The organism is Idiomarina sp. ST20R2A10 (assembly GCF_051842345.1).
Classification (GTDB): Bacteria; Pseudomonadota; Gammaproteobacteria; order Enterobacterales; family Alteromonadaceae; genus Idiomarina; species Idiomarina loihiensis.
Window position 1 is genome coordinate 152,032 of sequence record NZ_JBNIEY010000004.1, and the last position, 19,954, is coordinate 171,985.

16 protein-coding genes are annotated in these 19,954 nt (G+C 46.0%); 10 read left to right on the forward strand and 6 right to left on the reverse strand.

What is annotated here, in order from left to right; translation table 11 throughout:
• Nucleotides 1-67 precede the first annotated feature (67 nt).
• Nucleotides 68-2,524 carry a TonB-dependent receptor plug domain-containing protein gene (locus ACP7H9_RS08135; RefSeq protein ID WP_439222557.1) on the forward strand — a complete coding sequence of 819 codons (2,457 nt, stop codon included), beginning with the start codon at nucleotides 68-70 and terminating at the stop codon, nucleotides 2,522-2,524.
• 62 nt (nucleotides 2,525-2,586) lie between these two features.
• On the opposite strand, the gene ACP7H9_RS08140 is transcribed toward ACP7H9_RS08135, so the two are convergent.
• Entirely contained in the window at nucleotides 2,587-3,063 is a 477-nt protein-coding gene (locus ACP7H9_RS08140) for a Dps family protein (RefSeq protein ID WP_439222558.1), read from the reverse strand.
• Between the two features lie 145 nt (nucleotides 3,064-3,208).
• A complete protein-coding gene (gene trhO, locus ACP7H9_RS08145) occupies nucleotides 3,209-4,132 on the reverse strand; it encodes an oxygen-dependent tRNA uridine(34) hydroxylase TrhO (RefSeq protein WP_439222559.1) in 924 nt (307 codons plus the stop codon).
• Nucleotides 4,133-4,277: 145 nt separating this feature from the next.
• On the opposite strand from trhO, the gene ACP7H9_RS08150 reads away from it, so the two are divergent.
• Nucleotides 4,278-5,036, forward strand: coding sequence for a sulfite exporter TauE/SafE family protein (locus ACP7H9_RS08150; RefSeq protein ID WP_439222560.1), 759 nt, complete (start codon nucleotides 4,278-4,280; stop codon nucleotides 5,034-5,036).
• On the opposite strand, the gene ACP7H9_RS08155 is transcribed toward ACP7H9_RS08150, so the two are convergent.
• Together ACP7H9_RS08155 and ACP7H9_RS08160 are read right to left on the reverse strand one after the other, a co-directional pair.
• On the reverse strand, nucleotides 4,953-5,999 hold the full coding sequence (locus ACP7H9_RS08155; RefSeq protein WP_439222561.1) for a CNNM domain-containing protein: 1,047 nt from the start codon (nucleotides 5,997-5,999) through the stop codon (nucleotides 4,953-4,955). The genes ACP7H9_RS08150 and ACP7H9_RS08155 overlap by 84 nt on opposite strands.
• A 15-nt stretch (nucleotides 6,000-6,014) precedes the next feature.
• Complete coding sequence (locus ACP7H9_RS08160; protein WP_114982455.1) at nucleotides 6,015-6,599, reverse strand: YqaA family protein; 585 nt, start codon at nucleotides 6,597-6,599, stop codon at nucleotides 6,015-6,017.
• Between the two features lie 134 nt (nucleotides 6,600-6,733).
• On the opposite strand from ACP7H9_RS08160, the gene hemH reads away from it, so the two are divergent.
• Genes hemH through ACP7H9_RS08180 form a run of 4 tightly spaced genes read left to right on the forward strand, consistent with a single transcriptional unit; the run spans nucleotide 6,734 to nucleotide 11,198 of the window.
• Nucleotides 6,734-7,828 (forward strand): ferrochelatase, encoded by a 1,095-nt coding sequence (gene hemH, locus ACP7H9_RS08165; protein WP_011235573.1) that lies wholly within the window; start codon nucleotides 6,734-6,736, stop codon nucleotides 7,826-7,828.
• A gap of 11 nt (nucleotides 7,829-7,839) precedes the next feature.
• Complete coding sequence (locus tag ACP7H9_RS08170) at nucleotides 7,840-8,343, forward strand: retropepsin-like aspartic protease family protein (RefSeq protein WP_439222562.1); 504 nt, start codon at nucleotides 7,840-7,842, stop codon at nucleotides 8,341-8,343.
• A 23-nt stretch (nucleotides 8,344-8,366) separates the two neighbouring features.
• A complete protein-coding gene (locus ACP7H9_RS08175; RefSeq protein WP_439222563.1) occupies nucleotides 8,367-8,870 on the forward strand; it encodes a hypothetical protein in 504 nt (167 codons plus the stop codon).
• Nucleotides 8,871-8,897: 27 nt separating this feature from the next.
• Complete coding sequence (locus tag ACP7H9_RS08180; RefSeq protein ID WP_114982454.1) at nucleotides 8,898-11,198, forward strand: putative bifunctional diguanylate cyclase/phosphodiesterase; 2,301 nt, start codon at nucleotides 8,898-8,900, stop codon at nucleotides 11,196-11,198.
• Here the strand turns inward: ACP7H9_RS08180 and ACP7H9_RS08185 are convergent.
• Nucleotides 11,195-12,835 (reverse strand): methyl-accepting chemotaxis protein, encoded by a 1,641-nt coding sequence (locus ACP7H9_RS08185; protein ID WP_034822656.1) that lies wholly within the window; start codon nucleotides 12,833-12,835, stop codon nucleotides 11,195-11,197. The genes ACP7H9_RS08180 and ACP7H9_RS08185 overlap by 4 nt on opposite strands.
• 129 nt (nucleotides 12,836-12,964) lie before the next feature.
• Nucleotides 12,965-13,594: a peroxiredoxin gene (locus ACP7H9_RS08190; RefSeq protein ID WP_114982452.1), complete on the reverse strand. Its 630-nt coding sequence runs from the start codon at nucleotides 13,592-13,594 to the stop codon at nucleotides 12,965-12,967.
• 126 nt (nucleotides 13,595-13,720) lie between these two features.
• Here ACP7H9_RS08190 and ACP7H9_RS08195 point away from each other — a divergent pair, with 126 nt between their 5' ends.
• From ACP7H9_RS08195 to gdhA, 4 genes are all read left to right on the forward strand, one after another.
• Nucleotides 13,721-14,164 (forward strand): YaiI/YqxD family protein, encoded by a 444-nt coding sequence (locus ACP7H9_RS08195; RefSeq protein WP_114982459.1) that lies wholly within the window; start codon nucleotides 13,721-13,723, stop codon nucleotides 14,162-14,164.
• A 2-nt stretch (nucleotides 14,165-14,166) separates the two neighbouring features.
• Nucleotides 14,167-15,372: a GGDEF domain-containing protein gene (locus tag ACP7H9_RS08200; protein ID WP_439222564.1), complete on the forward strand. Its 1,206-nt coding sequence runs from the start codon at nucleotides 14,167-14,169 to the stop codon at nucleotides 15,370-15,372.
• 165 nt (nucleotides 15,373-15,537) lie between these two features.
• The gene (locus ACP7H9_RS08205; protein ID WP_439222565.1) at nucleotides 15,538-18,465 is read left to right on the forward strand and encodes a TonB-dependent receptor; all 2,928 of its coding nucleotides are present in this window, start codon (nucleotides 15,538-15,540) and stop codon (nucleotides 18,463-18,465) included.
• A gap of 127 nt (nucleotides 18,466-18,592) precedes the next feature.
• The gene (gene gdhA, locus ACP7H9_RS08210; RefSeq protein WP_114982449.1) at nucleotides 18,593-19,945 is read left to right on the forward strand and encodes an NADP-specific glutamate dehydrogenase; all 1,353 of its coding nucleotides are present in this window, start codon (nucleotides 18,593-18,595) and stop codon (nucleotides 19,943-19,945) included.
• Nucleotides 19,946-19,954: the final 9 nt, after the last annotated feature.

Below are 19,954 nucleotides of genomic sequence, written 5' to 3' on the forward strand. Positions count from 1 at the left end.
AATGGCTGTAGTTGTTAAAAAGCTGGTCGCGTTTAAAACAAAAAAACAACAAAAGTAAGGCAGAACTATGAGCAGAGCATCTTTTAAACTTGGGTATTTGGCCATTTCAATGTCAGCAGCGTTAGCAATCCCGGGTACCGGTTTTGCGCAACAAGCGGATGCTAATGCAGAGTCTGACGAATCTATGGAGCGCATTATCACCTTGGGTTCACGGGTTAATGGCAGAACAGCGACAGAATCGGCTTCGCCAATTGATATTATTTCTGCAGAGCAACTCGTAAATACAGGAGCGACTGAACTCGGTAAAGCCCTGCAAATGAGTGCGCCTTCTTTTAACTTTTCCAGCACAACCATTTCTGACGGTTCTGACATCATTCGTCCGGCAACACTGCGCGGACTCAATCCGGATCAGGTTCTGGTTCTGGTTAACGGTAAACGCAGGCATCAGCAAGCTCTGGTGAACGTCCAGGAGACCATTGGTAAAGGCTCGGCAGGCTACGACATTAACGCCATTCCAATTACCGCTGTTGCGCGTGTCGAAATTCTACGAGACGGTGCGGCGGCTCAATACGGGTCTGATGCCATTGCCGGGGTCATTAATATCACGCTGAAAAGCTCCGAAGGCGGCAGTGTTTCCGCTGAAATAGGCCAAACTTACGAGGGTGATGGCGAAGTTAATACTGTTGGCGTTAATTTTGGTGTTGAGTCAGACAACGGCTTTTTCAACGGCACGTTGGAGTACCGTGACCGGGGAATGACGAACCGGGCGTCTCCAGCTGAAGCATCGCTCATAGGAGACTGGTCATCGCCCAGCGGCGACCCTGTGGTTCGTCTGCATATTGGTGATGCCGATTCGGAGAACTTATACGCCTGGTTTAACTCCGGTTATAACTTTAGTGAAACGACCGAGCTTTACGCTTTTGGTGGGATCTCCAGCCGTGACGGTGGTTCTTCAGGTTTTTTCCGCGGACGCGGACACCCTAGAACCATAGAAGCAATTTACCCCGATGGTTTTCTGCCGAAACTAGAGACTGAAGCGGATGATCAATCGTTGGCTGTTGGAGTTCGCGGAGACCTACCTAACGCCTGGCTGTGGGATGCCAGTGTGGTTTACGGTAAAAATGAATTTGGCTTTAACTCGTCAAACTCTGCAAATGTAAGTTGGTACTACGAACCAAGTCCGGACGGCGGTATTTACGGCGAAACACCAACAGAGGCTTTCGATGGCGAACTGGTCTTTGAGCAGACGACATTCAATTTAGATTTTAATGGTACGGTTGATATCGCAAATGAGCTGCTTTATCTGGCTGTGGGGTTAGAGATGCGCCGTGACGGCTATCAAATTAACCCTGGTGACCCGGTATCCTGGTCCTATGGCAGAGCTAATGATCCCAGCATTGAAATCCTAACCCCATCTGGTGACCCTGCTGAAGCCGGCATACAAGGTTTTCCGGGTTTTAGTCCGAGCCAGGCGGTAGATGCTGACCGTGACAGTTATGGTGCTTATGTCGATGCAGAATACTATGTAACGCCGGACTTCTTGTTAGCCGGGGCTTTACGCTACGAAGATTATGACATAGCCGGAGACAATATTTCCGGTAAACTGTCTGCCCGATATGATATCAACAGTGACCTCTCTGTGCGTGGCACAGTATCGACCGGATTCCGGGCTCCTGGTGTACAGCAAATTTATTACAGTCAGGTATCCACTAACATTGTTAATGGCACTCTGGTAGAAACCGGGACCATTGCTAATGATGACGAAGTCGCACGTCAGTTTGGTATTAACGAGCTGGAAGAAGAAACGTCTGAAAGCATAAGTATGGGTCTTATAAAGCGTTTCAACAACGGTTTCGATCTGACCATGGATTTTTATCAAATCAATATTGATGATCGCATTGTGTTATCGGAATCTCTGACGGCCGATGTTGGTGCGGAGTTTGGCCAAATTCTGGAGGATAATAACCTGGGCGCCGCTCAGTTTTTTACCAACTCTGTTGACACCAAAACCACAGGTCTGGATGTGATCGCGTCTTACCCGACTGAGTTTATGGACGGCAATTTGAATTTAACTGCCGCAATGAGCTTTATGAATACCGATGTAGAGCAGGTGAATTCGGTCTCTTCATTAATTCCGGGGGAACAGATCTTCAACGACACTCAAGTCCTGCGTCTTGAAGAGGGACAACCCAGTGAGAAAGCAACGTTAAGCGGTGACTGGACTCGTGACGCCTGGAACGTCAATTTAGCCTTCAACTATTTTGGGGCCGTAGAAGGTCAGGCCTTTACTGGTGTCCGTCATGAGTGGGGTGGTAAATGGTTGACGGATCTTTCTATCGGCTACGACTTTACTGACAGTTTAAACGTTCGTATTGGTGCTAATAACCTGTTTGATACTTACCCGGATGAATGGGGTAGTGCAGGTTCACCATTTTCTGATGCGGGCTTTAAATATGGCTGGGAAACCTTCCCGTTCGGTATTAACGGTGGTTACTACTACGCTCGGCTGAACTACACTTTCTAATTGTTATCGACATAAAAAAACGCCCCGAATATCGGGGCGTTTTTTATTGTTACTTTGGACAATTAATTGCCCATGTAAGACGTCAGCATCCAGGCTGTTTTTTCCTGCTCTTTGATGTAATCACTCATCAATGCGTTCGTCCCTTCATCGCCTGCTTCATCAGCAATTTCAAGAATTTCACGCTGCAAACGAATGGTAGTCTGATAGCTATCCAGAATATTGGCTACACAGGCACGACCGTCGTGTACGTCTTTAACTTCTTCGATTTCGCTGTTTTTGATGTAAGTTGAGTAAGCATGCTGAGGGCGTTGACCCAAAGTTAAAATACGTTCTGCAATCTCATCAATTTTCAGCAACAAATCGTCGTAGGTTTCTTCGAATTTAGCGTGCAGTTCAAAAAAACGCTCACCTTTAATGTTCCAGTGAAAACCACGAACATTCATATAAAAAACTTGGTAATTTGAAAGTAGCTCATTGAGCTTGTCAGCAAGTTGTTCTGCTTTTTTCTGGTCTAAACCAATAACGCTTAACTGTTTCATAAACCCTCCTTTATCATCGTTATGCCTTAACCATAGTTGAATCATGAGGTTAAAGAAAGCGATGGAAATCGATAACGCTGACAGCTAAACTCGATAACTGTCAGCTTATGCTTACATAAGGAGTATGGGGGCGCTGTGAGTTAAATCAACTCAGGCTTTCAAGTTTGCCGTCGCGAATGTGTTTTTCACCGCGGGCTTTAGCTAATTGAATTTGACGCTCACGCTCGGCAAATCGCTCTTTTTGCTCAGCTGAGGTCTTGTCATAGCAATGCGGACAACTGACACCTTTTTGGTAATGTTCTGACTGCATTTCTTCAGCAGTAATGGGCATGCGGCAGGCATAACACTGGTCATATTCACCCGGCTCAAGACCGTGCTTAACAGTAACGCGCTGATCAAAAACAAAGCACTCGCCATTCCAGCGACTGTTGTCTTCCGGCATCATTTCCAGATATTTAAGAATTCCGCCTTTTAGATGGTAAACCTCATCAAAGCCCTGCTCTTTTAAATAAGCGGTCGACTTTTCGCAGCGGATACCGCCGGTGCAGAACATCGCAACTTTCTTATGTTTTTCCGGATCCAGATGTTGCTTCACGTACTCCGGAAACTCGCGGAAAGTATCGGTCTTAGGGTTAATGGCGCCTTCAAAGGTTCCTACGGCGTATTCATATTCGTTGCGGGTATCAATAACCAGCACTTCCGGATCGGCTATCAGGTCGTTCCATTTCTCCGGGTCTACGTAAGTACCGACCGAGCTTTTGGGGTCAACCCAGTCAACGCCCAGGGTGACAATTTCTTTTTTCAGTTTTACCTTGGTGCGATAAAACGCTTGCTCGTCACTGGGGGATTCTTTGTGTTCAATGTCAGCAAAACGTTCGTCGGAACGTAAGTAATTCAAAACGTTGTCAATGGCTTCTCGGGTACCGCAAATGGTGCCATTAATGCCCTCCCGGGCTAACAACAAAGTGCCTTTTACATCGTTTGCAATAAGCGTCTGATACAGAGGTTCGCGGAGTTCTTTATAGTCATTGAGCTCAACAAATTTATACAATGCCGCACAAATATACATATCATGTTACCTTTTTCAGCGGTCCGGAACGTAAATCCGGAGCCTTCATTTAAATTGCTTTAGCAATTCGCGTAAAAATCGCGCGGATTATACCGTTTTGATCCCAATCAGCGCAAATTAGGAACTCAGGGAGTAGTAAGAAAGCATGATTAACGAAGCCTTGTTCTATGGCCTGGTACTCTTATCGGCCGCAACCTCGTTATTGACAGCCGTGGCCGGCGCCGGTGGGGGCGCGGTATTGATTGGTGTCATGGCTCTGGTATTACCCGGTAGCGCGGTTATTCCGGTACATGGACTAGTGCAAATGGGGTCTAATATTGGCCGAACCGGGTTGTCCTGGAAACACATTCATTGGCCTACCGTTGCCTGGTTTGTGCCCTTTGGTTTGTTAGGCACTTTTATCGGCAGTTTATTATTGGTTCAGCTTCCGACACATTTTCTGCAAATTACCATCGCACTATTTTTAATCTGGCTAACCTGGGGACCTAAGTTGCCACAGAGTTTCCGTGGGCGTGCTGGTCTGGTCGGTGGTGGCTTGGTTACCGGCTTTACTTCTCTTTTTGTTGGTGCGTCAGGGCCACTGGTTGCCGCTTTTGTAAAAGCCCGGTTTAGTCAGCGAATGCAAACCGTCGCGACGTTCTCCGCAGTAATGACCATGCAACACGCGCCTAAAGCGCTGGTGTTTGGCATGGCCGGGTTTGTATTTCAGGACTGGCTACCGCTGGTATTAGCAATGATAGCGGCCGGTTTTGCCGGTACCTGGATTGGCCTGCACTGGCTGAAAAAAATTACTGACCAGCGCTTTGACCAACTATTCCGTTTAATCATTACCTTGCTTGCTTTGCGCCTGCTTTGGGTCGCGCTTGAGCCGTTTGTCCCAGCGTTGACGAGCGTAGCGTCGTAAACTGGCTATGTTATCGGTTTCATCCATGATGGGGGTACCGAGTATGGTTTCGATAATATCTTCAAGAGTGATGAGTCCCAGCCAGCTGCCGTGTTCGTCGTAAACCAGAGCCATATGCTGACGCTCTTTAAGCAGGTGGCTCATTAGAGCCTCAACACTGACGGTTTCTGTGACGATCTCAACCGGTCGTACAATGTCTTTCAGCGAGTCTGATTCCTCAGCATCAAGAATATCACTACGAAAAACAATGCCTTGTGGCTCCTCGTCGGTATCAATGACCGGGTATCGGGAAAAAGGCAGCTTTCTAATCCTTTCGCTGACTTCCGGCATGCTTAAATCTGGTCGAATGGATTCACATACTGTTCTTGGAGTCATGACCTGACGTACACGAATTTCATGTAAGTCGAGAATGTTCAGAATGACCCGACGTTCGTCGTCATCTAACGCTTTTTCTTCATGACCAATGGTCGCCATAGCTTTAATTTCAGAGCGAACGTCAATGTCTGCTTCTCCGCTGCCAATGCGTTTGGTGATTTGATCGGAAAGCCAGATAAACGGCTTAAGCGATAAAATTAAAAAATTTAGTACTGGAGGTAGCATAGGAGCTATCCCACGCCAGAATTTAGCACCTATGGTTTTCGGAATTATTTCTGATAGCACCAGAATAAGCAGCGTCATAACTGCTGAAGCTACTCCCAGATAACCGTCACCAAAGACGACCCCAACTTGTGCTCCAACTCCTGCGGCACCTGCTGTATGAGCTATAGTATTAAGTGTCAGAATAGCTGCCAGCGGTTTATCGATAGAATCTTTTAGCTTGCGCAACTGTTGATGGGTTTTAGGCCGGGATTCTTTTAGCTGGGCTATATAGCTTGGTGTAACCGACAAAATGGCAGCTTCTAAAACTGAACAAATAAATGAAACGCCAATGGCAATAACAGCAAAAACAATGAGTAGGAACATTGGTACCTTAAATACTTACAAAAACTGCATTAGTAATAACATAGTTCCCGCGACGATGAGAATAGACCAACCGACGAGACCTGCGTATTTACCCCATAAGCGTTCAGTATAAGGCCCTAACCATAAAACGATAAGTGCTAATACATAATAACGTAAAGCTCTTGCGGCACCAGCCGCTAGCATAAATAGCCAAAGCGGATAATCACCAGCACCTGCAGCCAGCATGGCTACCTGGAAAGGAACGGGAGTAACACCCACCAGAAAAATAGCAATAAAACCGTCTTCACTCAGAGTGTCCTGGAATTCTTTATAGTAGTCCTGAATGGACAGGTAGTTGATGAACCATTCTCCAGCGGTATCAAATAAGGCAAAGCCAATGTAGTAACCGACAATAGCCCCGGCCAAAAAACCCGCTAAAGCGACAGTCGAAACCAGCCATATGCGTTTGCGTTCTAGTACCATGTAAGGTACTAAGACCAACTCTAAGGCTATGGGAAGTATCGTTGCCTCCAGGGCAGACAGAAAAAATAGAAGTATCAACGCATGGGGGGAACTGGCCAGTTTCTGATACCATTGTTGCGTCTTCGAGTTTTCTGTCATTGGCGCGTCAACATATGATTTTCGATAGCATTCATCGGCCCAGTGTAGCGTGATTTTTTTGCAAATAGGGATCGAAGCCGTTAAAACTTACGTAAAATTTGCACTTACATCGTGTTGTTAAAAGGTAACTCAAAATGAAATATCAAGGAAGCCCGGGATTTTCTCATGGGCAGGCGGACAAAATTGGTGTCTTGGTTACTAATCTGGGAACTCCAGAGGCTCCAACAAAAAAAGCGCTCAAGCCCTATCTAAAAGAGTTTTTATCCGACCCTAGAGTGGTGGAAGTTCCGCGCTTACTTTGGTTTTTGATTTTAAACGGCGTTATTTTGCGTTTTCGGCCTAAACGTTCAGCTGAAGCTTATAAAACTGTCTGGACTGATCGTGGCTCTCCCTTGTTATTTCACACGCAAGACCAGGCTTCGGCCATTGAGGCAAAACTGAAGCAAACCTGGGGTGACAACATTGTTGTGGATTTTGCCATGCGTTACGGGAACCCGGCTCTTAGCGAGGTGGTTGAGAAGATGATGCAAAAAGGCGTTCGCAAACTGCTGGTGTTGCCTTTGTATCCGCAGTACTCGGCATCGACCACGGCCTCAACCTTTGATGCGCTGGCCAAAGACTTTACCAAACGCCGCTGGTTACCTGAACTTCGTTTTATTACTCACTATCACGATTTTTCACCTTTTATCGAGGCCGCTGCTCAGCGCATTGAAAAACACTGGGACGCTCATGGACGGGCTGATAAGTTGCTGTTTTCCTACCATGGGATTCCACTGCGCTACCTGAAAAATGGTGACCCTTACCATTGCGAATGCTACAAAACATCGCGCTTACTGGCAGAACGATTAGGGCTTGGAAAAGACGAGTATCTGACGACTTTTCAGTCACGTTTTGGTCGCGAAGAGTGGTTGCAGCCCTATACCGATATGACGATGAAAGCGCTTCCAGGTAAAGGAGTAAAGTCGGTTCAGGTCTTTTGTCCGGGTTTTTCTTCTGACTGCTTAGAAACCGTAGAAGAAATTGGTGAAGAAAACCGTGAATACTTTATGGAAAGTGGTGGTGAGCGGTACGAGTACATTTCAGCTCTGAATGCCGAAAGCGGGCATATTGATGCGCTAAGTCAGCTTATTGAAAATAATTTGCAAGGCTGGTCAGTTGAAGACGTAACCGAACAGCGACAGCAAAGAGCTGACCAGGTAAAAAAGCAAAGTTTGCCCTATGATGATTAAAGGAGATTAACTTGGCGCGTACGACTTCTTTCGGCAAACCTTTTATGTTTATTGCCTGGGGGCTAGCCCTTGTCATGTTGGTCTGGTTTTTTGAAGACCAGTTGCAGCAACAGTTTAACCCGAACTCTCAGGTGCAAAGCCATGTTGATAACGGACAAGTCACCGTTGTGCTGGAGCAAAACCGGATGGGCCACTATGTGGCTCAGGGTAAAGTGAATGGTCAGCCTGTGACTTTCTTGTTGGACACCGGGGCGACACTGGTTGCTGTTCCTGAAAACCTGGCCGCAGAACTGGGTTTACGAAAAGGCCGGCAAGGTATGTCTCAAACCGCGAACGGACGTGTTATAACTTATAGGACAGAAATTGATAGGTTAGAATTGGGTGAAATTAAGCTAACGAATGTCGCGGCGTCTATCACTCCCGGGATGGATGGGGATGTCATACTTTTGGGCATGAGTGCTTTGAAGGAATTTGAGTTAACGCAAAAAGGCGATACTCTTACATTACGTTATTAAATAAAACAAAACAGGAACGATTTATGTACAAAACATTACTAGGGGCAACCTTATTGTTGGCGGCGGGCAGTGTTAATGCACAACAAGAGGCGTTACAGCAATGTGCAGGGATTGAAGACTCGCTGGAGCGACTGGTATGTTATGACAGTCTTGCTAAGAAATCTCAGGGTGAGTCGAAGCAAGCAGAAGGAAAAGCCAGAGGAAAAGCTCAGGCAGAAAAACAAAAATCAAAGGCTGAGCGCCGTGGTAACTCTTCTTTAGAGCGAACCTTTGGTATGGAGCATAAAGACAAAGAGGAAGGCCAGCTCGACCGAATTGAGGTTGAAGTCGCAGCGAAAGAGCAGGGACCTTATGACAAGTGGCGTATCGAACTGAGTAATGGCCAAATTTGGAAACAGACCGACAGCGGTGGTTATTTTCCCTGGGACGAAGACGATACCTATTATATTGAACGCGGCGCATTAAATTCATTTTTCTTTGGCCGTGAAGGTTCGAATCGCCGTATGCGAGTGCAGCGGGTTAAATAAAATAGGCGGTAAATATGCAGCGAGCCAATGCAGGATAGCCTCCCCGAATACAGCCTGTTGGCGACAGGCATAGCTATTGTTCTGATTGCTACGACAATTTTTGTCGTAGTGGTCCGCAAAAGAGCGGAAAAGAAATACCAAGGCACAAATTACTTAATTCAGTCACATTATGAAGCGTTTAACTCGTTAGCCCGGCATCGGGATATTGAAAGCCGCCTGTTGGGCATCTGTCGGCTTATTGAGTCTCAAATTGATGGTGCCATGTGCTCCATTATGGCGGTTGATAAAAAAACACAAACCTTATCAACCGCCGCTTCTGTTTCCCTACCTAAGTCCTATAACCGCGCCTTAGATGGCTTAGCCGTAGCAGACGGTGTTGGCGCTTGTGGTACAGCGGCAGCACTCGGTGAGCCCGTGCTGGTTGCTGATATGAGAAAGGACCAGCGCTTCAATGAGTTCCGGTCCCTCCTCGAGCAGCAAGGTTTAGTGGCGTGCTGGTCCCACCCTATTTTTGCAACCTCTGACAGTGACGTTATTGGAACTTTCGCAATTTACTTTTCAGAGCCGAGAGTGCCTTTAGGACCTGAACTTGAAATTATTGTCCGTAATCGTGATCTGGTGGCTCTCATCATTGAACAGGAGGAGCAAAGAAGGAAACAAGCTCGTCTTGAGCAAAGTCAAAGTTCACTCTTTACTCACAACCCCGATGCCGTGTTTATGCTCGACTTAGAAGGCAACTTTACGAGTGTTAATCGTTCAGTTTGTGAGCTTTTATTGCTTAAAGAAGAGGATTTACTGGGTAAACACTATGAGCTGGCAGTGCCTGAAAGTGACCAGAAACGAACCTCAGAGCATTTTGAAGCGGCTAAAGCCGGTATTCCACAGTCCTACGAGATAAAGGTAAAAGACCAGACCGGTCAGCTTCATGACTTAGCGATAACCAATATTCCTATTATTATCGATGGCGAAATTACCGGTGTTCACGGCATAGCTAAAGATATTACCGAACGAATTCAGCGAGAAGAAGCGTTAGAATTTTTCACTTCTCACGACAGCTTAACGCACCTGGTAAACCGCAGTGCAATGGAGCAGCGACTACAACAGTTGCAGGAAAACAAGAGTGACGCGGCAATATTCGTTCTCTTTATCGATTTAGATGGCTTTAAACCTATAAATGACAGCTTGGGACACTACCTTGGAGACGAGGTCTTAATTGAAACGGCGCAACGCTTGCAGCAGGTTGTTTCGGAACCTAACTTACTTTGCCGTTTTGGTGGCGATGAGTTTGTCGCCGTTATTCAGGATATGAGTGCTGTTGAGCAAGTTAATGCGTTATGCGCGGAAGTTTTAGCGGTATTCGAACAGCCTTTTCGGATTGGCGAAGTCGAGGTTTCTTTATCGGCAGCAATTGGTGTTTCAGCAAATGATATTGAATTTAAACACCCGATGGAGCTTACTCAACGTGCCGATGTTGCTATGTATGAAGCGAAAAAACGCGGTGGTAACTCTGTTTACTGGTATTCCGCAAACCTTGATGAAGGCTTAGGTTACAAAGTGGCATTGCGGACCAAAATTCAGGAAGCGCTTGCGCAAGAGCAGTTTGAGCTATTTTATCAACCCATTATGACCGACAAAGGTCAAGTTGCCGGAGCCGAAGCGCTCATTCGCTGGCAACATCCAACCAAAGGTTATGTTTCACCCGCAGACTTTATTCCTGTTGCTGAGCGCACAGGGCAAATCATTCCAATTAGTGAATGGGTGCTAAAGCAGGCTTGTCGCGATCTGCAGCAGCTTAAGCTGTACGGTATAAAATCTGTTTCGGTGAACTTTTCGCCTATCCAGTTTTATCGTGAAGATTTTGTCAGTAAAACGAAAGCGATACTCGAACAGTTTGATATTAAACCCGGCGAGATCACCGTCGAAATTACAGAGAATGTATTAGTTAATGATACTCAGCGTATTGCTGAGTTATTGCAGCAATTGCGAGATCTGGGTTTGGATGTGGCCATTGACGATTTTGGTAGTGGCTTTGCCAGCTTACGTTATTTAAATATGTTGCCGGTAAATAAGCTCAAAATTGATCGCAGCTTTATCGAAAATATTCATGAGAACTCGCATAACGCTGCTATTACCTGCGGTATTCTGAGCATGGTTGCAGGCATAGGTATCGAAACCGTTGCTGAAGGTGTAGAAAAAGAAGAAGAATGTGCTTATTTAGTGGAGCATGGTTGCCACTTTATGCAAGGGTTCTTATTCAGTAAGCCGAAGCCGCTGGGAGAACTGCTCAAATGGGCAGAACGCCAGCAATCTTTCGAAAACGAACGTTAGCGGATTCGGAACTGACGGAGCTCCTGTTGCAGGTTGGCAGATAGCTCCGCCAAATTTTCACTGGACTCTTTTACCTGCGCCGAACTTTGCGCGGACTGATCTGAAATACTACTAATAGTATTAATGTTCTGATTAATTTCCTCTGTAACTGAGCTTTGCTCATCAGCCGCGCTGGCAATATGACTGTTCATATCATTAATTTCTGCTACCGCCGAGGTTATTGCCTGGAGTGACTCATCAGCATTTCTTGCTCTTTCCACTGTGTGATCCGCCTCTTCCTTACCGGTGTTCATTGAGCGGACAGCTTCATGAGTTGCTGTTTGTAAACGCTCAATCATTTCCTGAATCTCCTGGGTTGATTTTTGTGTGCGGCTGGCTAAGGTTCTGACCTCGTCAGCAACAACAGAGAAGCCCCTTCCATGTTCCCCTGCACGCGCAGATTCAATAGCCGCGTTTAACGCAAGCAAGTTTGTTTGTTCAGCTATGCTACCAATAACGTCCAGTACCTTACCTATGTTGTCGCTATCTTCCGCTACCTTAGAAATAGTTTGAGATGTTTGATTCACGTGGTTAGCTAAACTCTGAATCGCATCAACTGTCGACTTAACGACATCGCGACCTTGCTTGGTATGATCGTCAGCTGTTTTCGCAGAAGTCGCTGCGTCATTAGCACTTTTGGCTATTTCGTCCACTGTGGTCGACATTTCATGGATAGCCGTTGCCACCTGCTCAACCGCTTCGTGTTGCTTCCTGATGCTTTCGTTAGACTCTTCTGAAATGCTGGAAAGCTCTTCTGACGATGTTGCCAGTTGTTCGGTCATTTCATTAATTTTGGTAATAATGCGCTGAAGCTTTTCGACAAAAGCATTAAATGCATCGGCTACTCGACCCAGTTCATCTGTTCTGTCCAGATTAACGCGTGCGGTTAAATCTCCTTCGCCTTTGGCCATATCTTCAAAACGCTCAAGCATTAAGTTCAATGGCCTGGTAATTAATGGTGGAAAGAATAATGCCAGCAATACGCAGATAGCTAAACCTATGGTCAGGACAACCATCTCTGTCCAGTTACTTTGACTGATGACTTCGTCAATAATGTCAGACTGACTGAGTGCTGCTTCTTCTTTGCGTTGCTCTAGCTGGTCAAGAACGTCCCGCATGGTCTCGAACTGAGGGCCGCTTTGCTGCTCACTTAAACTAATGGCTTCTTCAACCCTGTTTTGACCATGAAGCTCTATTACTCGCTTAGTGGTTGCGACCCAGGTCTCATTTTTTCGCTTGTAATCAGCAACCATTTGACGTTCTTCGGCACTTGAAGTGATAGCTAAAAATCGGTCCACCCGTTGAGAAGCTTGCTGTAGGTTCTCATTGACTGTGTCGACAAGTGCTTGTTTTTTTGACGAACCTGGTGGAACTGAAAGTAAGGTTCTTTCTGCTACCAGAGCCTGATGTAGGTCGCGATCCGCTTGCAATAAGTAATTAAGGCCGGGTAAGTGTTCACTGGCTATTTCATCAACGCTGTTAGCAACGGATTTAAAATTCACGGTACTGACGGTAGCAATACCAATAAGCACTAAAGCCAACAGTGCAATAGGAAGTATTAACTTGTACCGAAATGTAAGGTTGTTAAACCAGCTCATAATTTAACCTCTAAAGTAGCTCGCGACCGATGTCGTGTGACTTATTATCGGAAGCTAAAGAGGGTTACTTTAGGGGGGGATGAAAAAATGCTGAGCGTCATATTACACTCAGCATACTCACATTTTATATTACTTAATATCGGTCAGTCGCAAATATGGACGTAAGGTTTTCCAACCTTGCGGAAACTTCTCTTTTGCGTCTTCATCAGTGACCGTTGGGCGAATAATGACAGAGTCACCGGGTTGCCAGTCTGCCGGACAGGCGACTTCATTGCTATCCGTTGTTTGCAGAGCATCAATAACGCGTAAAATCTCATTGAAGTTACGACCGACAGTCATTGGGTACGTCATGATTAAGCGAACTTTTTGATTCGGATCGATAATGAAAACCGAACGCACTGTTGCTGTGGCGCTTTCGTTTGGATGGATCATGTCGTAAAGCTGGGCAACTTTTAACTCTTTATCTGCAACAATAGGAAATTCCAATGTTGTGTTTTGAGTGTCATTCACATCGTTGATCCAGCCTTTATGAGCCTCTACGGTGTCAGTAGATAACCCAAGAGGTTTCACGTTACGCTTTTCAAACTCTGGTGCTAGTTGCGCTGTACGCCCCATTTCCGTTGTGCAAACCGGTGTATAGTCTGCCGGGTGGCTGAAGAAAAATACCCACGAGCCTTTCGCCCAGTCGTGGAATTCTATCGAACCCTGTGTGGTATCAATGGTAAAATTCGGTGCAGTATCGCCAATACGTAATGTCATAGAGTGCCTCCTGAAGCAATTATTGATAAGCTTTGCTGGTATCATTAAATGATAGCGTACTGAACACATTACAAGGCATTGGGCTTATAACCTTTTACTCTAATATAGATGCATGGACTATTAGCAATGACTTTATTTATTGATGCCGATGCCTGTCCTGTGGCAATACGGGAAATTCTCTTTCGCGCGGCACAACGAAAACAACTTCACCTCTACTTAGTGGCTAATCAACGAATTCAAACACCTAAATCTAAATTTATTCATATGGTGCAGGTAGGTAGTGGTTTTGATGTGGCAGACCATGAAATAGTCCGGCGTTGTGAAGCGGGCGACTTAATCATAACCAGTGACATTCCGCTGGCGTCTGAAGTGATAGATAAAGGCGCTAAGGCATTAAGCCCCCGGGGGGAGCTCTTCACCCCCGATAATATTCGCCAGCGCCTGAATATAAGAGACTTTATGGATACCATGCGCAGTAGTGGTATTCAGTCTGGTGGCCCGCCGCCGTTATCGAATGTGGATCGCAAAAACTTTGCGGATCATTTAGACCGTTTATTAGCAGGGAGTTGAACTTGACCTTTTTTGCGGCGTTACCGGCAATTATCTGGGCTCTTGTGGTTTGTTTTTATCCCGAGTGGCTTGCGTCTGTCTCGCTTTCGGTTCCCGGAACCGTCTCAGCCGCACTAGGGGTGGTGTTCTTAGTTGCCGCTTTCTTTCGGCAGTGGCAATGGTTTTATTGGTGCGCCTGGGTTGGTGGTATCTATGCCACAGTTCAGCTCGGTTTACAGCAACCGCTGGCGCAGGAGGAGGTTTCCCAGCTGTACGATGCACTTCCTGTGTGGTTATCGCTTAGTGCCTTGCTCCTGACCTTCCTGAAAAAGCCAGTACTACTCACCGGAAAAGGCATACTGATATTTGTAGCTTTAGCGACATTGCCTTTATCGTTATTGCTGCCGCCAGTTGCCCAGGTTCTCGCTTTATTGAACCCCGCGGAGGTTTTGACTTTACCTGACTGGCAGCAAAGTTCGTTTGCTATTGGACTTCTCATTTGGACAGTCGCTATGGGGGGAATTTGGGCAACTTATTTGCTTTATAAAAGCGCTTCCGCTTTTGCCTGGAGTCATTGGGCGGCATGGCTTTCTCTTATGGTCTTTTTATTGGCTGTGCAGTACCAGCAAGCCTCTACCTGGGCCGCTTTGGCAGCCAGCGCAGGCTTATTGCTGGCGCTGGCCGACCAAATGTTGAAGCTGGCCTACATTGATGAACTAACCGGGCTGCCGCAACGGCGTGCGTTGATGAGTCAGTTGCAACACTTACGCAAACGCAGTGCCGTTTGCATGCTCGACGTTGATCATTTTAAAAAGTTTAATGACCGCTATGGACACGAGGTTGGTGATCAGGTGTTGCGGCTGTTAGGCAGTATCTTAAAAGAACACGGCGGGTTTAAGGCATACCGCTATGGCGGAGAGGAATTTACCTTAGTATTTTTCCACAACGATGAAGAAAAGTTAAAAAGTACGCTGGAAAGCGTTCGTAGCCAGGTAGCTAATTACCCGCTTAAATTGCGAGAGCCCTCGCGGCCGGAGAGTAAGACAAAAGGCAAAGAAGCGCGAGGTAAAAAGGAGCAGAGTAAAACGGTAAAAGTTACTATCAGTTTAGGCGCGACGTTAAAGGAGCCTGATGATACCGCGGATAGCATTTTGAAACGTGCTGATGAGAACCTTTATTCTGCGAAAAAGGCTGGGCGTAATAAAATATATTTTTGTTATCAAAAATAACAACTGGACAAAAAAGAGACTGAAAGTTAGTGTGGTTGTGAGGTCTCGCCTCAATAACAAAAAGAAATTATAACAAAAACAAGTTGTACGTTCACTTAGATAGTGGCGTTTGTTAACGGAGAGAACAATCATGTTAAAACTAAAAAAACGTTAACAGCGTTATCGGTGGCTGCGGCATTAACTGCTGCCTCTAGCGCTTACGCTCAGGATACCGGTACACTTCGTATACAGATTACTGATAATCAGGGAAACCCGATTCCGAATGCATCGGTGGTTGTTAAGGCGCCGGATACGTTGGTTTCGAGAAATGCGGAAACGGATGATGACGGCTATGTTCGATTAGGCGGATTACAACCTTCAAGACAGTATCAGGTCGAAGTTGTTGAAGAAGGTTACTCAACATTCGAATCTGGGGATGTTCGAGTGTCGTCGGGTCAGACATTTGAACTAAGTTATGTTCTTACGCCGGAAAGTTCGAATATTGAAACGATTCAGGTTACTGGACGAGCAGCATCAACAATTGATACGACTTCTTCAACTACAGGTGTAGCCGTTACTCTGGATATGACAGAGTCTCTACCAACTGCGCGGAGCTTCCAGGATTATTTGCAATTAGCACCAGGTGTTAAACCATCTCCGAGCGGTAATCCGTCATCAAAGTCTGGTGTAAACTACTCTGACATTGGGGGAGAATACGGTTCATCTTCTGATAATGTGTATTATCTGGATGGCATTAATGTCACGGATAACCAGACAGGTACTTTTGGTTCAAGCATCAACTCCGAAATCATTCAGGAACAGAGAATTTTAACGGGCGGTATTCCAGCTGAATACGCAGGTGGACAAGGCCTGGTAACTCGGGTTATCACCAAGTCAGGTGGTAACGAATGGAGCGGCTCGGTTAACTACTATTTTCAGAATGATAGTTTAGTTGCTGATAATGAACACCTTGATGGCGCGAAGTTCTCAACTTACGATACTGCTGTCACGCTGGGTGGCCCCATAATACAAGACGAACTTTGGTTCTTCGGTTCATTTCAGAAGAAAAGCCGTGAAGATGATGTCGTAAACCCTAATACTGATGAAATCATGCGTTCGGTTACCGATGAGTCAGACTTAGGCTTCTTTAAATTAACCTGGCAACCAACGGGGAATGACCGCTTTGTGGCAAGTTGGTTTAATGACCCGCGTGAGATTAGTGGTTCATCTTCGCCTTCAACTTTGATGAATCGTGACCAATCAAGAGAATATGGCGGCGATAACTATAAGCTAGAATACTCTCGTTACTGGGATAACTTTATCCTGACTGTTCAAGCGGCAAGTCATGAGAGTGAATCAACGGTCTTGGCGAAAGATAATTCAACACGAAATGATGTGGCCTATCTGTCAGGTGGCTCGTTTGAGCCAACAAATGCGGATACGGACAAAGGTGGCTATGGAACGAACACTTCTAATCTTCGTGGCCGTGATCAATACTCAGCAACGCTTGAGTATTTCCTTGATACGTTGAATTTTGGTAGCCATGAAATTAAGGCGGGTTATGTCTTAACTAAAAATGAAAACGCCCAAGATAGCCGGTTTACAGGTGATGGCGCTCAATACAGTTCTATTGGAGCAGTAACTGGTAGCGTTGACTTAGACAATTATGTTAATTCAAGTTGGACTGGGGCAACTGAGTTTGTTCAGGAAGACTACGCCCGTATTGTAAATGCGATGAACCAGAGTGATAACTCTGCTCAGTTTTACGCTCGTTATGATGCTAATGGCGACGGAACCATTTCTGACAGTGAGTTAGGGCAGGGTGTTGTTTTTGATCAAACTACGGGCAACCCAACAAGTGATATCAATGCTTATCGGATATTACAAACAAACCCGGGTGCAGTGACCCTTGAAACTGAAGGAAGTACCTTCTTCGTTCAGGATACCTGGACACTGGATCAGTGGACTGTTAACGCAGGCATACGTTCTGAAAAATGGGAACACTTCTCCACTAAGGGAACTAAGGTAGCTGAATTTGACTGGGAAATAGCGCCTCGCTTCAGTGTTATATATGACATCGACGGCGAAAGTAAAGTTTGGGCTTTTGCAGGTCGTTATTACGATCCAATTCGTACAAATATGACGGACTTTGCGGGTAGCTTGACCGGTCCGGTTCTGAACGAACAGGTTTACCTCGAAGACCAGTGGTTAACATATCGTGTACGCGGTGGTGAGACTCAGCCTGATGCATTCTTTGCTCCAACAACGGAAACTCCTTACACAGATGAGCTGTTGCTCGGTTATGCAACAAATATTGCTGATGATATGAGTATTCAGGTGACCTACACGGATCGTGTTACTAAGAATATCTTAGAAGATTACGATTTGGATCTATACAGTAATGTGCTTGCGGGTACAGATCTTGAGTTACCGCTGTCGTATTTCGGTTACGACACGATGCCTAACTCAAACTATGTTATTGCAACACTGGCGGGTGCAAAACGTGAGTATCAAGGTTTAGAGGTAAGCTTTACTAAACACCGCACTGAGAACTGGTTCTTCAATGCATCTTGGACTTACAACAAAGCAGAAGGTAACTCAAACTCAGATAGTAATGCTGATTATCAGGGCGATGTGCCATGGTTAGACCCACGAGCGCCGGGTGTATACGGTGATCAACCAGGTAACATGCAGCATTTGGTTAAGTTATTTGGTAGCTATAAATTTGATAACGGAATTGAAGTTGGTGGTGTGTATAACTGGAACTCCGGTACGCTTTATAGCAACACCTTCTCTGCCGGTGGTCGTCACTTGCCGACTCCAGGGCCTGCGTATGAGTATGGTGGTTACACCACAACGTGGATCCCTGAGGGAACTGTTGGTGTAAATGAGTCGCCAGCATACGGTACTTTAGATCTGCGTGTTAAATATACCCATGACTTCGGTGAGCGTTATAAAGCCGAGTTCTTCCTGGACATATTTAATGCACTGGATGATCAAGCTACTCGTCGTGAACAGGATCTAGTAGCAGGTGATGGTGTTTACGCCTTTGGTGAAAGTGTCGATTGGGTTAAACCACGCCGCTTCTACTTAGGTGCACGTTTATCGTTCTAGTCTCCCTGGTGGAACGGTTTTGTAACCCGGAGGTTTGCCTCCGGGTTTTTTATTTTGGGCGATCTAAACTTTCTAAAATACGTTATTAATAAGCATGAATATGCCTTTAACAATAACGGATACGTCAATGAGCTACATAAAAGAAACCATCGAAAAGTTAAAGCAAACCAGTCCGGCTCAAGTTGAGTTCTATCAAGCGGTAGAGGATGTACTTGAGTCGATAGAACCCTTGCTGGAAGGGCGTCCTAAGTATCGGGAACACTCTATTATTGAGCGTCTGGTTGAGCCTGAGCGGCAAATTATGTTTCGTGTCCCCTGGATGGACGATGATGGTAAAATTCAGGTGAATAAAGGCTACAGAATAGAGTTTAACTCGGCGCTGGGGCCTTATAAAGGCGGGTTGCGTTTTCACCCAAGTGTTAATGCCGGCATTGTTAAGTTTCTTGGCTTTGAGCAAATATTTAAGAATGCGCTGACCGGTTTACCCATTGGCGGCGGCAAAGGTGGCGCCAACTTCGATCCTAAAGGCAAGTCGGACGCGGAAATTATGCGTTTTTGCCAGTCGTTTATGAGTGAACTGTATCGTCATATAGGGCCCCATACGGATGTTCCGGCGGGAGACATCGGTGTGGGATCAAGGGAAATTGGCTACCTGTTTGGTCAATATAAGCGTCTGGCCAACCGTTTTGACGGTGTTTTAACCGGAAAAAGCGAATTATGGGGCGGCTCGCAAGTTAGAAAAGAAGCGACAGGATATGGGGTTGTCTATTTCGCGCAATGCATGATGGATGACCAGGATGACTCTCTGGACGGGAAACGTTGTTTGATTTCAGGTTCTGGTAATGTCGCTATTCATGCTATGGAGAAGCTGTATGAATTGGGAGCTAAACCGATAAGTTGCAGTGACTCCAGCGGAACCATTTACCATGGCTCCGGTATTGCTCTCGACTTGGTTAAGCGCATAAAAGAAGAACGGGGCGGGCGCCTCAAAGAGTACCTTGAAACTCATGAGGATGCGGAATATACGTCTAAGGACGATTACCCCGAAGAAGGTCACTGCGTTTGGCGTTACGAAGCCGATATTGCTTTCCCCTGTGCGACTCAAAATGAATTGACCGAAAAAGATGCTCAGGCACTTCTCGAAAACGGCTGCAAGTACATTGTGGAAGGGGCTAATATGCCTACAACTCAGGCTGCAGTCGATCTGTTCATTGAAAGTGGTGTTGGCTACGGTCCAGGCAAAGCATCAAATGCCGGTGGTGTTGCCACAAGTCAGCTGGAGATGGTGCAAAACGCCAGTATGTCGCGCTGGGACTTTGAAGAAGTGGATGAAAAACTTAAAGAGATTATGAGCAATATTTACCAGGATGCAAAAAGCACCGCCGAAGAGTTCGGACAACCTAATAACTTAGTTCTTGGCGCAAATATTGCCGGGTTCCGTAAGGTCGCCGACGCCATGCTGGAACAAGGCGTGGTTTAAGTTTAAAGC